Annotated in this window: 12 protein-coding genes and 2 pseudogenes; 5 read left to right on the top strand and 9 right to left on the bottom strand. The window is 70.0% G+C overall.

The window, feature by feature from the left end:
- Window positions 1-32: 32 nt before the first annotated feature.
- Together ACRAKF_RS04525 and ACRAKF_RS04520 are read left to right on the top strand one after the other, a co-directional pair.
- Window positions 33-2687 (top strand): ATP-binding protein, encoded by a 2655-nt coding sequence (locus tag ACRAKF_RS04525; protein ID WP_447035494.1) that lies wholly within the window; start codon window positions 33-35, stop codon window positions 2685-2687.
- Entirely contained in the window at window positions 2654-2794 is a 141-nt protein-coding gene (locus ACRAKF_RS04520) for a helix-turn-helix domain-containing protein (protein WP_447035493.1), read from the top strand. The genes ACRAKF_RS04525 and ACRAKF_RS04520 overlap by 34 nt, the downstream gene beginning before the upstream one ends.
- On the opposite strand, the gene ACRAKF_RS04515 is transcribed toward ACRAKF_RS04520, so the two are convergent.
- From ACRAKF_RS04515 to ACRAKF_RS04505, 3 genes and pseudogenes are all read right to left on the bottom strand, one after another.
- Window positions 2777-3328, bottom strand: a complete 552-nt coding sequence (locus tag ACRAKF_RS04515; RefSeq protein ID WP_447035491.1) for a hypothetical protein — start codon at window positions 3326-3328, stop codon at window positions 2777-2779. The genes ACRAKF_RS04520 and ACRAKF_RS04515 overlap by 18 nt on opposite strands.
- Complete coding sequence (locus tag ACRAKF_RS04510) at window positions 3312-5051, bottom strand: AAA family ATPase (RefSeq protein ID WP_447041811.1); 1740 nt, start codon at window positions 5049-5051, stop codon at window positions 3312-3314. Before ACRAKF_RS04510 ends, ACRAKF_RS04515 begins: the two co-directional genes overlap by 17 nt.
- Window positions 5052-5161: 110 nt before the next feature.
- A pseudogene (locus tag ACRAKF_RS04505) lies at window positions 5162-5788 on the bottom strand (sigma-70 family RNA polymerase sigma factor); the annotation flags it as partial.
- A 389-nt stretch (window positions 5789-6177) separates the two neighbouring features.
- Between ACRAKF_RS04505 and ACRAKF_RS04500 the strand changes: the two are divergent.
- Window positions 6178-8913, top strand: coding sequence for a helix-turn-helix transcriptional regulator (locus ACRAKF_RS04500; protein WP_447035490.1), 2736 nt, complete (start codon window positions 6178-6180; stop codon window positions 8911-8913).
- Between the two features lie 182 nt (window positions 8914-9095).
- On the opposite strand, the gene ACRAKF_RS04495 is transcribed toward ACRAKF_RS04500, so the two are convergent.
- On the bottom strand, window positions 9096-9509 hold the full coding sequence (locus ACRAKF_RS04495; protein WP_447035489.1) for a transposase: 414 nt from the start codon (window positions 9507-9509) through the stop codon (window positions 9096-9098).
- An 87-nt stretch (window positions 9510-9596) separates the two neighbouring features.
- Here ACRAKF_RS04495 and ACRAKF_RS04490 point away from each other — a divergent pair, with 87 nt between their 5' ends.
- A complete protein-coding gene (locus tag ACRAKF_RS04490) occupies window positions 9597-9869 on the top strand; it encodes a peptidase inhibitor family I36 protein (RefSeq protein ID WP_447041810.1) in 273 nt (90 codons plus the stop codon).
- A 56-nt stretch (window positions 9870-9925) separates the two neighbouring features.
- On the opposite strand, the gene ACRAKF_RS04485 is transcribed toward ACRAKF_RS04490, so the two are convergent.
- The 5 genes and pseudogenes from ACRAKF_RS04485 to ACRAKF_RS04465 all read right to left on the bottom strand — a co-directional run bounded on the left by ACRAKF_RS04485 (window position 9926) and on the right by ACRAKF_RS04465 (window position 12742).
- Window positions 9926-10480 (bottom strand): hypothetical protein, encoded by a 555-nt coding sequence (locus tag ACRAKF_RS04485; RefSeq protein ID WP_447035488.1) that lies wholly within the window; start codon window positions 10478-10480, stop codon window positions 9926-9928.
- A 43-nt stretch (window positions 10481-10523) separates the two neighbouring features.
- Window positions 10524-10754 (bottom strand): hypothetical protein, encoded by a 231-nt coding sequence (locus ACRAKF_RS04480; RefSeq protein ID WP_447035487.1) that lies wholly within the window; start codon window positions 10752-10754, stop codon window positions 10524-10526.
- Between the two features lie 130 nt (window positions 10755-10884).
- Window positions 10885-11495, bottom strand: a pseudogene (locus tag ACRAKF_RS04475) (FAD-dependent oxidoreductase); the annotation flags it as partial.
- A gap of 199 nt (window positions 11496-11694) precedes the next feature.
- Window positions 11695-12165 carry a carboxymuconolactone decarboxylase family protein gene (locus ACRAKF_RS04470; RefSeq protein ID WP_447035486.1) on the bottom strand — a complete coding sequence of 157 codons (471 nt, stop codon included), beginning with the start codon at window positions 12163-12165 and terminating at the stop codon, window positions 11695-11697.
- 85 nt (window positions 12166-12250) lie between these two features.
- Window positions 12251-12742, bottom strand: coding sequence for an SDR family NAD(P)-dependent oxidoreductase (locus ACRAKF_RS04465; RefSeq protein ID WP_447035485.1), 492 nt, complete (start codon window positions 12740-12742; stop codon window positions 12251-12253).
- A gap of 205 nt (window positions 12743-12947) precedes the next feature.
- Here ACRAKF_RS04465 and ACRAKF_RS04460 point away from each other — a divergent pair, with 205 nt between their 5' ends.
- Window positions 12948-13802, top strand: a complete 855-nt coding sequence (locus tag ACRAKF_RS04460) for an RNA polymerase subunit sigma (protein ID WP_447035484.1) — start codon at window positions 12948-12950, stop codon at window positions 13800-13802.
- The last annotated feature ends 32 nt before the right edge of the window (window positions 13803-13834 follow it).

Here is a 13834-nt window from a genome sequence, read left to right as displayed (position 1 = left end):
GAACGATGCGGATTCACGACGGAGGTAGAGGCGTGTCCACCCTGTCTCAGCAGATGGAGCAGCCCCGCTCCGCGAACGGGTCGATTGTGGGGCGCTGCCGTGAGCGCGACCTCCTCGATGGCCTGCTCGAAGCAGTGCGCGGCGGTGACAGCCGGGTGCTGGTGCTCCGGGGCGAGCCGGGGGTAGGGAAGAGCAGGCTGCTGGAGTACGTGACGGCCCGGGCCCAGGGGTTCCGAGTCGCCCGCGTCACCAGTGTGCAGTCGGAGATGGAACTGCCGTACGCGGGCCTGCACCAGATGTGCGCCTCCTTGACGGACCGCCTCGACCGGCTTCCCGCGGTTCAGCGCGACGCCGTCAGCGGCGCTCTGGGGATGAAATCGGAACGGGCCCCCGACAGCTTCCTCGTCGCCCTCGGCGTCCTCGGGCTGCTGTCGGAAGTGGCCCGGGACCGTCCCCTGCTCTGCGTCGTGGACGACGCCCAATGGCTGGACCGCGCGTCCATGAGGGCGTTGGCATTCACGGCGCGACGCCTGCAGGCGGAATCGGTGGCCATCGTCTTGGCGGCCCGGACGCCGGACGAGGAGACACCGGGCGTCCCGGAACTGGTCGGCCTCCCCGAATTACTGGTCAAGGGCCTGTCCGAGCCGGAAGCCGATGCCTTGCTGCGGTCCGTACTGCCTGGACCGTGGGACGAGCGCGTCCTCAGACGAGTCCTCGCCGAGTCGCGGGGCAATCCGCTCGCGCTGCTGGAGCTGTCGAAGACGTCGATGCCGGGGGCATCGGCCGACGGGTTTGGACTCCCGAGCACGCGGCCCGTCAGAGAACGCATCCGGAAGACTTACGTCAACAGGATCGCCGGGCTGCCGAAAGAGACCCGTGCATTCCTGCTCGCCGCGGCGGTGGACCCCACGGGGGAACCGGCACTGCTCTGGCTTGCCGCGCGTGAGCTGAGGATCGACCCCGAGGTCGCCACGGACGCGGTGGCGGCCGGACTGGTCCAGGTCGGGGACCGGGTCCGGTTCTTCCACCCCATGGTGCGCTCAGCGATCTACTGGTGGGCCTCGCCCGAGGAACGGCGGAGCATGCACCGCACGCTGGCCGAAGTCACGGACCCGGACGTCGACCCTGACCGCCGCGCTTGGCACGCGGCCTACGGAGCCACCGGCCCCGACGAATTCGTCGCGGCGGAACTCCAACGCTCCGCCGGCCGGGCCCAGACACGTGGCGGGTTCGCCGCCGCTGCAGCGCTGCTGGCCCGCGCGGTCGAACTCACCCCCGACCCTGCCCGCCGACGGGACCGCGCGCTGTCCGCCGCACGCGCGAGCCACGAGGCGGGCGACCCCGACCGCGCCCTGGAACTGCTCACCCTGGCCGAGACGGGCTCCGTGGACGAGCGCCAGCGCGGCGAGGTGGACCTGGTCCGGGCCCGGATCGCGTTCACCTCGAACCGGGGCGGCGAGGCTCCCCGCCTCTTGCTCAAGGCCGCTGGCCGGCTCGCCGACCATGATGCCGCGCTGGCCCGCGACACGTACCTGGAGGTCGTCAACGCGGCGATCTTCGCCGGCCCTCAAGCGTACGACGACGGGCAGTACGAAGCGGCCAGGGCGGCCCGCAGGCTTCCGGCATCGCGGCCCCCGCGTCCGACCGACCTCCTGCTCGACAGCCTGACGGTCCGCATCATCGACGGCCATGCCGCCGCCGTACCGGCACTGCGTCGGGCCCTGAGTGCCTTCAGGGAGCCGGACCTCTCCCCGGAGGAGGGCCTGCGCTGGTTGTGGCTGATCTGCGTGACAGCCGTGGGCCTGTGGGACCACGACACGATGTCCGTACTGGCCGGTCGTCACCTCCGGCTGGCACGGGAGGCCGGGCAGGCCACCGCGCTGCCGTTCGCGCTGACCATGCGCTGCGTGGTGCACGTCCTCGACGGTGAACTCGCGGAGGGCGCACAGCTGGCGGAGGAGGTACAGACGGTCGCGGAGGCCGTGGGGACGGCCGCCCCCATCTACGGCGCGCTGTTCGTCGCCGCCTGGCGCGGCCGGGAGGACGAGTGCCTGGACCTGAGCAGACGGGCCGACGAAGGGGTGGAACACCGCGGCGAAGGCGTGGGACCGGTGGTCAGCCGGTGGGCCCGGGCCCTGCTTTACAACGGCCTCGGGCGGTACGAGGAAGCGGCAGAGGCAGCCGACCTGGCGAGCCGGGAGTACGTCCAGCTGGAGATGGGCATTCCGGTGTGGTCCCTCGTCGAGTACATCGAGGCCAATGCCCGAGCCGGCGTACCCGGACAAGCCGCCGACGCTCTGGACCGGCTGACCGAGCTGACGCGAGCGAGCGGCACGGACTGGGCCAGGGGCATCGAGGCCCGTTCCCGTGCTCTGCTCACCGGGGGAGCGGGAGCGGAGGCCCACTATCTGGAGGCGATCGAAGCACTCGGCCGCACCAGCGTTCGCGGGGAATCTGCCCGCGCCCACCTCGTATACGGCGAATGGCTGCGCGACCGGGGCCGCCACGACGAGGCTCTGCGGGAACTGGGCCACTCTCATCGCCAGTTCCTGTTGATGGACATGCGTGGCTTCGCACAGCGCGCCGTAGGCGAGAGCCTTCACCGGCCCACGGAGAGCACCGAGAGCACCGAGAGTGACCTGAACCCAAGGAGGTGCAGATCGTCCGGCTGGTGCGGGAGGGACTGACCAACACCGAGATCGGTACACGGTTGTTCGTCAGCCCACGCACCGTGGAGTGGCACCTGCGGAATATCTTCGGCAAGCTTGGTGTCACCTCACGACGGCATCTGTGAGGACGGGCTCAGGCGGCTGCCCGCCGTCGCACCGGTGGCGCGCAACTCGTGCCAGGCACGTCCCGCGAAACCCTCGGCCCCCATCTCGCTGAGCAGGGCGTGGGCAGTACTCAGCTGTTCGCGCGCATCGACGCGACGGTCCGCACGGCGCAGCCATTCGCCGTAGAGGAGGTGCGAACGGGCGCAGGTGACCTTCACGTCGGTACGGTCAAGCCGCTCGATCGCTTCCCGGTACAGAGCTTCGGCGGCGCGGGACAGCCGTCCGCTGCGCACGGCCGCCTGCGGTTCCTCGGCGCCCTGTTCTGCTGCGGCGTACGCCTCCTCATGGCGGCCGAGTCCGTTGTAGAGCACCGCCTTCGCCCAGTGGCCGGAGCCGAGCGTCTCGCCCTGCCGGTCCTGGCACCGGTCCGTGTCCCGGGTCATTGCGTCGACCGCCCGGAGCGTCGCGGTCTCCCGGCCTCTCCACGGCTCGGTCAACAGGGAGAGTTGGTGGACGAGATGGCTCCTGCCCGTCGTCTCACCGATGGTCCTCACCTGAGCGATCAGCATGCGGCAGCCAGCCGAGGCTCTCCTCGATGGCGATCTCATGTGTGCGGAAGGCGGTCAGGGCCCGCAGTACCAGGGGCACGCCTGCCGCGTATCCGTCGACGGCCATCGTGGCCAGGCCGCGCAGGAGCAGACCGTTGCACTTCGGCGGCGGTCCCGGTGGCGCGACGAGGGCCACCCTGGCAATGTTCCGCAGTCCCGGACCGTTTGGTGGAGGGCTGATGGTGAGAGCGGCGTCGATCGCGTCGCGATAGGTCTCCTGCACGAGCGCCGGGTCCAGCGGTTCCATGCGCTCGGCGGCCCCGAGAAGCAACGGCAGCGCGCTGCCGGCGCCCTGCGAGGCGAAAGTGATCTGACCGCGCAGCAGTTCCACCTCGGCGAACTGACGCTCGTCCAAGGGGCTGATGGCGGCGGCATCCAGGAGCGCGAGTGCGGTGTCGTGTCGGCCGGCCTGGTACATGACGCGAGCCGCCGGGAGGGCCCTGACGCCGCGCACCGCTGGGTCGGGGGTCAGCTCTGCGGCCCGTTCCAGAAACGAGGCCGCCGCCGCGAAACCACCGCGTGCCTGCGCCCGTCCAGCCGAGCGGCTGAGTTCAGCGGCCACCGACTCGTCGGTACCGGTCGTAGCCTGGGCCAGGTGCCATGCACGCCGGTCGGGGTCGCTGCCGGGGGTCGTCGCGTCGGCCAGCGCCTGGTGCACGTGCCGAAGCTCCTCGGGGGTGGCGGCACGGTAGGCCGCCGAGCGCACCAGGGGGGGTCGGAACCGCGCCCGGATTCCGATGCTGACCAGCCCCGCCGTCTCAGCGGCCGATGCGGCGGACACCTTGACGCTCAGCAGCTCCGCAGCCCTGTTCAGCAGGGTCACGTCGCCCACCGGCTCGGCTGCGGCGATGAGCAGGAGCCGGCGCGTCTCCGGCGGCAGATCCTCGACGCGGTCGAGGAAATCCTGCTCGGTCGGGCCTGCCAGGGGCCATGCGTCAGGGCGTCCGAACCCGCCCGCCAGCTCCGCAGGGGTCAGCCCGCGGGGCAGTTCCAGCAGGGCGCGCGGGTTACCCCGTGTCTCGGCGACGATGCGATCACGGACGAGGACGTCGAGGCGGCCCGGGAGTACGGAGTCCAGCAGGGCGCGTGCGTCGTCATCCCCCAACGGTCTCACCACGAGGTGGGGCAGGTGTGCCCATCCGGACGCGACGGAGGGCTCCCGTACGGCGAGCACCAACCCGATCCGCTCGGCCCGCAGCCGCCGCGCCACGAAGGCGAGAGTCCGCGAGGACACCTCGTCCAGCCACTGGGCGTCATCCACGAAACAGAGCAGAGGCTCTTTGGCGGCTGCATCGGCGAGCAGGCCAAGCACCGCGAGGCCCACCAGGAAGTGGTCCGGCGGAGCACCGGCGCTCAAGCCGAACGCCGTTCCGAGCGCGTCGCGTTGCGGCGCGGGCAGGAGACCGATCCGGCCGAGGAACGGGAGGCACAACTGGTGCAGCCCGCCGAAGGCCAGCTCCCGCTCCGGCTCGACGCCCGTCGCCGTGACGGTCCGGCAGCCGTCCGCACCGCTCCGCCCGTGGTTCAGTAACGCGGTCTTTCCGACGCCCGCCCCGCCGCGCAGGACGAGGACGGAGCTGCGACCGGCGCGCACCGTCGCCAGGAGTTCGTCAAGCATTGCGCACTCGGCCTGCCGTCCGCGTAGACGCGTCCAGGGCTCCTCGCTCATCCCGGTGTCGCCTCGCGGAGCAACGTACATCTGACTTTCCTCTTCTCGCCTTCTCGGTCGTGGCATTACAACGGGGCGGGCGACCGTTTCCCCTTACGTGGGGGGTTCGAGGTGATGGCACGAGGAGTGAACAGTGTTTCCAGTGACGTGATGTCGCCCGTTCGGGCCGCCGCGACGAACGCCGAGATCAGACGCCGGTGTTCCCCGGCGTCGACGACCCCCCGCTGCTCAGACACAAGGTGTTTGCGCGCCCTGCTCACGATCTTCCGTACATTGATCACACTGAGGTGCAGCATCTCGGCGATGTCCGCGTACGCGTAGTCAAAGGCCTCTCGGAGGACGTACGCGGCCCGCTCCGTGGGAGACAGCTTCTCCAGGACGAGGAGCAGAGCGACTTCCAGGGCCTCGGCCCGCTGGGCGCCGGCCTCGGGGTCTTGACTGGTGTCGATGGGCTCAGGCAGCCAGGGGCCGATGTAGGTCTCCCGGCGGACCCGGGCGGACTGGGCCACGTTGATGGCGAGGCGAGTAGTGGCGCTCGACAAGAACGCCACGGGGCTCACCACCGCTGACCGGTCGGTCCGCTGCCAGCGCAGCCAGACCTCCTGGACGACGTCCTCGGCCTCGGTCTGGCTGCCCAGCATGCGGTAGGCGATACCGAAAAGGCGGGGCCGCAGCTCCACGAAGACGGAGACGGCCTCCTCCAGGGTGCCGTCCCCCTGGGACGGGTCGGGATTCATGAGCCTGTTGTCTCCGATCTTGCGGGTGGATGTCTGCGAGGCGCGCGGTCATGGGGGATGCCTCGGGCGCACAGGCGAGGACTCGGCTCCGTCAACTCGCGGCGTCCGTCGGTGTGATGGCCTCCAGGTTCGTCCACCGTGCCCATTCAGGGCGCCCTGGAAGACGCCTGGTCCACCCCCTGGCCCCCCGGCCACGTACCCCCGGGGGTCACCTCTGAGTGGCCGAGTGTGTACGTATGGTTATCATTTGGCGTGACTTCCCGTGGTCTCACTAACCCGCTGACTGGTCGGGCTACGGACGGTGGGGCATGATGGCGCAACCTGAGCCGATCAGGGGTATGGCCTTCTGACCTGCGTGGTGGTGGATGTCGCGGAACGCTCCCGGACACATGCTGCTGGGCAGAAGCCATGAGTGCGCGGTGCTGGACCACGTGGTCGCCGATGCCCGGGCCGGTCGGAGTCAGGTACTGGTCCTGCGAGGTGAGCCTGGGGTCGGCAAGTCGACCCTGGTGGATTACGTGGCACAGAGCGTGTCCGGCTTCCAAGTGCTCCGGGCCGTCGGTGCCGAGTTCGAGATGGAACTGGCCTTCGCCGGGCTGCACCAGCTCTGCATGCCGATACTTGGCCATATCGACCGGCTCCCCGGTCCCCAACGCGATGCCCTGGCCACCGCGTTCGGTCTGCGCGACGGCAGCGCGCCGGATCGGTTCCTGGTGGGGCTGGCCGTACTCAGCCTGCTGGCCGAGACGGCCGAGGACCGGCCGCTGCTGTGCGTGGTGGACGACGCGCAGTGGCTCGACCGGGTCTCCGCGCAGACCCTGGCCTTCGTCGCCCGCCGACTGCTCGCGGAGCGCGTGGCGTTGGTCTTCGCGGCGCGCCACCCGGACTTCGGGGCCGTCGATGACCCGTGGGCCGCGCTGCCGGACGTCGAGGTCGGGGGGCTGCGCGACGACGACGCGCGTGCGCTGCTGGAGTCGGTGGTCCCCGGGCGGCTTGACGAACGCGTCCGTGAGCGCATCGTCGCCGAGACCCGGGGGAACCCCCTGGCCCTGCTGGAGCTGACGCGTGGCCTGACCACGGCGGACCTGGCCGGCGGGTTCGGGCGCCCCGACGCACGGCCGCTGACGAGTCAGATCGAGCACGGTTTCGTACGGCGTATCGAGGCGCTTCCCCACGAGACGCAGCGCCTGCTCCTGGCGGCGGCCGCGGAGCCTGTGGGGGACGTGCCCTTGCTGCGACGGGCCGCAGAGCGCTTGGAGATCGATGCGGGCGCTGAGGAGGCGGCCGAGGAGGCGGGGCTGATCGAGTTCGGCACGAGGGTGCGCTTCCGTCATCCTCTGGTGCGCTCGGCGGTCTACCGCGCGGCCCCGCCCGCGGAGCGCCGGACCGTGCACCGCGCGCTTGCCGAGGCGACGGCCCCCGAGTTCGACTCGGACCGCCGCGCCTGGCACCGTGCCCACGCGGCGGTCGAACCCGACGAGGCCGTTGCCGCGGACCTGGAGCGCTGGGCCGCCCGCGCACAAGCCCGCGGCGGTGTTGCGGCGGCGGCCGCGTTCCTCAGACGTGCGAGTGAACTGACACCCGATGCGGGCAGACGCGGAACGCGGGCGGCGGCCGCGGCACGAGCCTCCTTCGAGGCCGGGGCCCCCGACGTGGCGCTTGAGCTTCTCGCCGTGGCGCAGACGCTGCAGTCGGACAAGGCCCAGCAGGCACGGCTGGCCCGGCTGCGTGCCCAGATCGCCTTCGCACGCCGTCGAGGTGCCGAGGCATTGCCGCTGCTGCTCGACGCCGCTGCCCGCCTTGAAGGCATCGACGAGGGCCAAGCGCGAGAGACGTATCTGGAAGCGGTCGGATCGGCGGTCTTCGCCGGCCGCCTCGGTGGACCTGTCGGAGTGCGCGATGTGGCAGAGGCCGCCGTCGCCGCACCACCCGGGCCGCTGCCGCCCCGGCCGGCGGACCTGCTGCTCGACGGACTCGCGACCTGGTTCGCCGGGCGCCACGTTGACGGCGCGGCGCTGCTGCGGGCGGCCCTGCTGGCGTTCCGGCGGGCCGCCGGGCGCGATGACGACGTCGAGCGCTGGCTCTGGTTGACGTGGCTGGCGGCAGGCGACCTGTGGGACGACGAGACGTGGCACGCGCTGACCACGCAGGCCGTCCACGCGGCTCGCGAGACCGGGGCGCTCAACTTCCTTCCGTTGGCCCTCTCCTACCGTGCGGCCGTCCACGTGCACGCGGGAGAGTTCGACCAGGCCGCCGAGCTGATCAATGAGTCCGGCAACCTCACCGAGGTGACTGGCAACTCACCCCTCGGCTATGCCCCGCTCCTGCTCACCGCTTGGCGTGGCGACGACGTCCGGGCGGCGGAACTGATCCAGAACGGTGTCCGGGACGCGTCCAGCTGGGGAGAGGGCCGGGCGATCGGCCTGGGCCATTACCTGCTCGCGGTACTCCACAACGGTCTCGGCCGGTACGAGGACGCAATCGTCAGCGCCGAACTGGGATGTCAATACGATGACTTGGCAGTCATAGGATTCTCCCTCATGGAACTCGTCGAGGCCGGCGTCCGCGGCGGTGCCCCGGCGGCGGCCGCGGCGGCCCTGGTCCGACTGGAGGAGCGGGCCGCCGCGAGTGGTACGGAGTGGGCCCGCGGAGTCTTGTCCAGGTCCCGAGCATTGCTCAGCGACGGCCAGGCTGCCGACCGGTTGTACCAAGAGGCCATTGGACAGCTCAGACGCAGCCGGGTGACTGTTCATCTCGCCCGCACTCACCTGGTGTACGGCGAGTGGCTCAGCCGCGAGGACCGGACCGCCGACGCGCGCGAACAGTTGGGTACGGCCTTCGACATGCTGCACGGAGCCGGAGCCGGGGCCTTCGCGGAGCGCGCGCGTCGCGGACTCCTCTCCCTCGGCGAGTCCGTGCGGAGCCATGAGACCGACGCCCATGAGGCCCTCACCGCGCAGGAAGCCCACATCGCCCGACTGGCCGCCGAGAACAAGACGAACTCGGAGATCGGCGCCGAACTCTTCATCAGCCCACGCACCGTCGAATGGCATCTGCGCAAGGTGTTCACCAAGCTGGGGGTCACTTCGCGCACCAAACTCGGCGAAGCACTGGGCGCTATCTGACACTCTCTGGATGCCACTGAGAAGTGACACCGTTGTGTACCAATCTCTCGCGAGCGAGATAGATCATGGCGATCACACCTGTGGTTGGAGCGCACCATGGACGCGAAAGGCGAAACGGGGAACGGTCGCGTGGACCTGGCGGACTGGGCCTTGACCCCCAATCCTGAACACGGGTCATGCGTTCACCCGCGCGTCTCCCGGGCGAGATGCTTGGCGGCCTTCCGCAGAGCCGCGTTCTCCGCCTCCAGCGGGGCCGGCGGCTGGGGCCGGTTCCTGCGTCGGTGTCCCCGGGGACGGCTTGCTCCGGCAGCCCTCATCCAGTTCCGCAGGGTCTCCGGGTTGATCCCCAGATCGGCGCCGACCGACCTGACCGTCGCCTCGCGCCGCGACTCGTGAACCCCCGCCCGGCCACCAGGTCGACGAACCGTCGAAAGCCGAGACTCACTCACGGGCACCTCGGCACAAGCACACGAACAACGCTCGACAGACGACCGCACAGCTGGACGAGCCCGAAACAGAGGAAGTAATCTTATGCGAACACGCACAAGCAGGCTTGCCGACGCGACCGCAGGTATCGCCCTGACGATTGGCTGCATGGGCGCCCTGGCCGGTACCGCATCTGCCTCCGCTGCTGGAGCAGCGGCCACCGGAATCACTGTCTGTAAAGACGCTTACGAGCAGAACTGCACGTCGAACGTTCCAGGCTACGTGGGCGACGTCCGCAAGCAGGTCGCCCGGATCTGCGCGACAGCATCTCGTCCATCCGCAACAGCGGTTCTCAGACCATGTGCTTCTACAGGGACAACAACTTTGAGGGCCAAGGGGTCGCAGTGCCGCCCGGCAGCAGCCCCGTCAACCTCGCCGCCACTTACGTAGGCGGCTCAAGCATGAACGACGCCATCTCGTCCTGGGCGCCCATCGGCGGTCCTCAGCCTCCTCCGGGCTCCGTCTGCTGAGGCTGCGGCGCAACGTCCCAGCGCACTGTCATCGGAGCGGGGCCCCCAGCTCAGGGTCAGGACTTCGCGCGGTAGAGGCCGCGACCGGTCCGTTCGATGCGGGACGCGCCGACGAGCCGGTCGAGGGTGCTGCGGACGGCGTTGATGTTGCCGCTGTCGGTGTCGCGTCCGAGCGCCGCCGCGACATCACGGGCGCGCACGTCGTCGCCACCGACTCGGGCGAAGTAGTCCATGATCTGTTCGGTGAGCCTGCCGTAGCTCCTCGGGTTCCCGGCCTGCGGACGAGCGTTCGGTGCCTGCGCCGCCTGCCTCTTCCCCGGCCGCCGTCGCGTCGTGGACTCCTTCTTCTCCACAGCGTCGGCGCCTGCGGTGGTCACGGCCGCATCGGTGCCGACATGTTCATCCGCACCGGTCACCGCGTCGGCAGCAGCCACTTCCGTCATCAGATCCGTGAGAGCGCTCAACGCTCGTTGTACGGAACCGAGGTGGGCGACGACGGCCGCCAGTTCCCTCTCCAGAGCGTCCCGCTGGATCTCCAGGCGGGCCAGATCCTCCTGGAGGCACTCAGCGGTGCTCTCGATGTGGTGGGCTGCGCGAGTCGCCGCGGGCATGTCTTCCTCTCATCCTCGGAGATCCTGCGCGGAAGCATACTCTTCACCACGACGACTGCCACTGTCTTGAACGCTCCACACGGTCTGCCGCCGGTGACGGAAGTGACAGTCGAAGCTGGCGCAACTTCTCCGTGGCTTCCCGTATGCGGTCGTCGAGGGTATCGATGGTTTCCCGGAGCAACTGCGCACGCGCTTCCAGCACTGCGGCCTCCGCTGCCAGGGAGACACCGGCGGAGGCAGCGGTGTCGAAGGGCTTGTGGTGGTCGTGGGGCATCAGACGTCCTTCTTCTGCCGGAGTCGTAATCGGCGCCGGGCGTCGGTGCCCGGGCGTACTACCGCACTGACCGGGCAGCCGGGGGAGTTGTGACAGCGTGCTGGCTTCAGGCCACGAGGCTTTCCAGAGGGACGCGGTCCCCGGACATCCAGAACGCGATGAACCGCCGCTCGTCGAGCGAGCTGCGGAAGACGACACGGTCGTAACCGCCCGGTTCTGTGTAACCGGTGTACTCCATCCCGAGGCAGTATCGGTCGGTGTAGAAGTACGGCAGCCGTTCGTACGCCGCTTGCCTGCCGAGCATGGTGGTCCGCGGCTGATGCAGCGCGTTGGCCCAGTGCTCGACGCGCAGGTGTCGGCCGAGTCGCGGATGCCAGGCGATGGCGACGTCCCCGGCGGCGTGGACGCCGGGGACCGACGTCCGTAGGTCCTGGTCGGACCCCGTCGACGCGGCCGCCAGTACCGGTGAGGCGCTCGATCCGCGCAAGAGGCGGGTCGACCCCGTGGTCCTTGTGCAGTGCGGCGAATACCTCTGCCGCCTCCCGACCGAGGACCTCGAGCAGGGGTAGCTACGAGTGCTCCAGCACCGTCCCCTCGGCCCCGGCGGTCCGGGCCCGCCGCAGCGGTCTCCAGACCGATCCAGCCACCGCCGACGACGACGACGATCCGGACGCCCGGCGTGAAGGCCGCCTTCAGCCGCTCACTGTCGCCCACGCGCCGCAGATACAGCACGTCGTCCAGGAGATGTAGAACGACTCCGGGATTCGCTTCTGGAAATGCGTCTTGGGGGCGCCCGCCCTGGGCCGCATCTCCACCCGGTACAGCCCGAACTCACCCACCGGGCCCGGGCCCGTCCCCCGGCCCCGGGCGGGGGACGACCGGGGGACGGGCGGTCGGTGGTGTACGACGGTGCTGCGCGCTGGGCGCGGTGGGCAACCCGTCAGCCGAACATGCCGGGCTTGTAGCCGCCGGCGGGCTGTCGGTTGATGACGTTGATGCGGTTGTACGCGTTGATGATCGCGATCAGCGAGATCAGCGCGGCGAGCTGGTCCTCGTCGTAGTACTGCGCGGCGTTCGCCCAGACCTCGTCAGAGACCCCGCCCGCACCGTCCGCGAGGCGGGTGCCCTGCTCGGTCAGTGCCAGCGCAGCCCGCTCGGCGTCGGTGAACACCGTGGCCTCGTGCCAGGTGGCTACCAGGTTCAGACGCTGCTGGTCCTCACCCGCGGCAAGGGCGTCCTTGGTGTGCATGTCGGTGCAGAAGCCGCAGCCGTTGATCTGGCTGGCCCGGATCTTCACCAGTTCCTGCGTCACGACCGGGACGGCCGCGTGCACCGCCGCGCCGGCCGAGTTCAGGTGCTTCATGACCTTGCCCGCGAGGGCGTTGCCGAAGTAGTCGATACGCGCGTCCATCAAGAAACCTCTCCACCAGGGAAACTCGTTACGGCCCAATGACCGGACTCACCGCCGGTCTGTGACACGGTCTCCGTCAGCGGGTCTAATCGGTGGGACGGATGAGGATTTCGTTGACGGCGACGCGATCGGGCTGGGTGACCGCGTAGATGACGGCCGCGGCGATGTCGTCCGGGTCGAGGGTCCGCATGGACTCCGCCATGTTCTTCGCCGCCGCCTGCATGACCGGATCGGTGATGTGGCTGGTCAGTTCGGTCGAGACGAACCCGGGCTCGATGACGACGACCCGTACGCCCTGTTCGGTGACCTCCTGACGCAGTGCCTCGGAGAAGGCGGTGATGCCGAACTTGGTAGCCGCGTAGGCACCGCTCGCCGCCGAGGAGATGCGCCCCGAGGTGGAGGAGATCTGGACCACCGCTCCCTTGGTCGCGAGAAGGTGGGGCAGGGCCGAGTGCCCCGTGTGCATCGATCCCAGCAGGTTGGTCTCCACCATCCGCGTCCACTCCGTGGTGTCCGCGCTCAGGATGGCCCCGCTGAGCACGTTGGTCCAGCGTCCACGGGACGCCGTTGTCTCCAAGGGCGTACCTCGCCACGGTGAACGGCCCGAGGACGCGGTGGCCCGGTTCTGACCGCGACGAACGTGGCAGCGGGTGCGTGACAACGAAAAGGTGTCACAACGTCTTCCCTTGCCCGGTCCGGCCGGTACTGCGAGTACCGTTCCGCTGTGCACGCGCGTCACGGTGGCGGGAGCGCTGGAGCGCCGTTCAAGAGGAGGACCCGGTATGGACCACGTCGGTGACGCCGCGCCGATTACTGAGCTGCTCGACGAGCGGCGGCATCTGCTGGAGGTCGCCCACTGGATGCTCGGCAGCCGTATCGCCGCCGAAGGAGCGATCAACGACGCGTACGGGCGGTGGTATGGGCTCTCCGATCTGGAACGGGACCGGGTGGCGAGGCCCCGGGCCTGGCTGACGCAGACCGTCGGAGGGATCTGCTTGAGACGACTGGCGGTGTCCGACGGGGCCGTGCCGGCCCCGGGCATCGGTGTACGTGGTGGTCCGGAGCTGGAGGGAGGAGTCGGGGCGGTGTTGGCGGGAGCCCTCGACTCGCTGTCACCGGTCGAGAGGGCGGCGTTCGTGCTGAACGACGTGATCGGGATGGCGCCGCGCACGGTCGCGGGCACCGTCGGGCAGTCCGAACCGGAGTGTGCCGAACTACTGGACCAGGCTCGCCGGAGTCTGCGGGCCCGCCGCGCGAAGCCCACACCGCGGCTCCGGCAGGACGCGATCGCCGGCTCGGTACGACAGGCGTGCGCCGACGAGGACGCCGGGCGGCTGGCGTCGCTGCTGGCCCCCGACGCGACCGCCTTCTACGACGGCGGGGGCAGGATCCGCACGCTGACCCGGCCGGTAAACGGCGGCGCCGAGGTCGCCCGCAGCCTGCTGACGCTGTTCGCCCGCCACCCCCGTACCACCATGGACACCCATTCCGTCAACGGGCGCACCGGCCTTGTCGCCCGCTACGACGACCAGGTCGTCGCCGTCATCACGCTCGACATCGCCGGACCCCGGGTCGTCCAGGTCTGGGTGATGCTCAACCCCGACAAGCTGCGCGCCTGGAACCAGCCCCGCGCGTGACGCGAAGCGTCACACTCTCGCATGCCGCACGG

This window comes from Streptomyces sp. DSM 118878, assembly GCF_052936595.1.
Note: the sequence above shows the minus strand (reverse complement) of the source record. Positions and strands in the feature narration are given on the sequence as shown.

Coding starts and splice junctions, on each gene's coding strand:
- ACRAKF_RS04510 (WP_447041811.1), bottom strand. CDS start 5,051: ATGAGCGAGGAGCCCTGGACGCGTCTACGCGGACGGCAGGCCGAGTGC.
- ACRAKF_RS04500 (WP_447035490.1), top strand. CDS start 6,178: ATGCTGCTGGGCAGAAGCCATGAGTGCGCGGTGCTGGACCACGTGGTC.
- ACRAKF_RS04495 (WP_447035489.1), bottom strand. CDS start 9,509: ATGCAGCCAATCGTCAGGGCGATACCTGCGGTCGCGTCGGCAAGCCTG.
- ACRAKF_RS04485 (WP_447035488.1), bottom strand. CDS start 10,480: ATGCCCGCGGCGACTCGCGCAGCCCACCACATCGAGAGCACCGCTGAG.
- ACRAKF_RS04480 (WP_447035487.1), bottom strand. CDS start 10,754: ATGCCCCACGACCACCACAAGCCCTTCGACACCGCTGCCTCCGCCGGT.
- ACRAKF_RS04470 (WP_447035486.1), bottom strand. CDS start 12,165: ATGGACGCGCGTATCGACTACTTCGGCAACGCCCTCGCGGGCAAGGTC.
- ACRAKF_RS04460 (WP_447035484.1), top strand. CDS start 12,948: ATGGACCACGTCGGTGACGCCGCGCCGATTACTGAGCTGCTCGACGAG.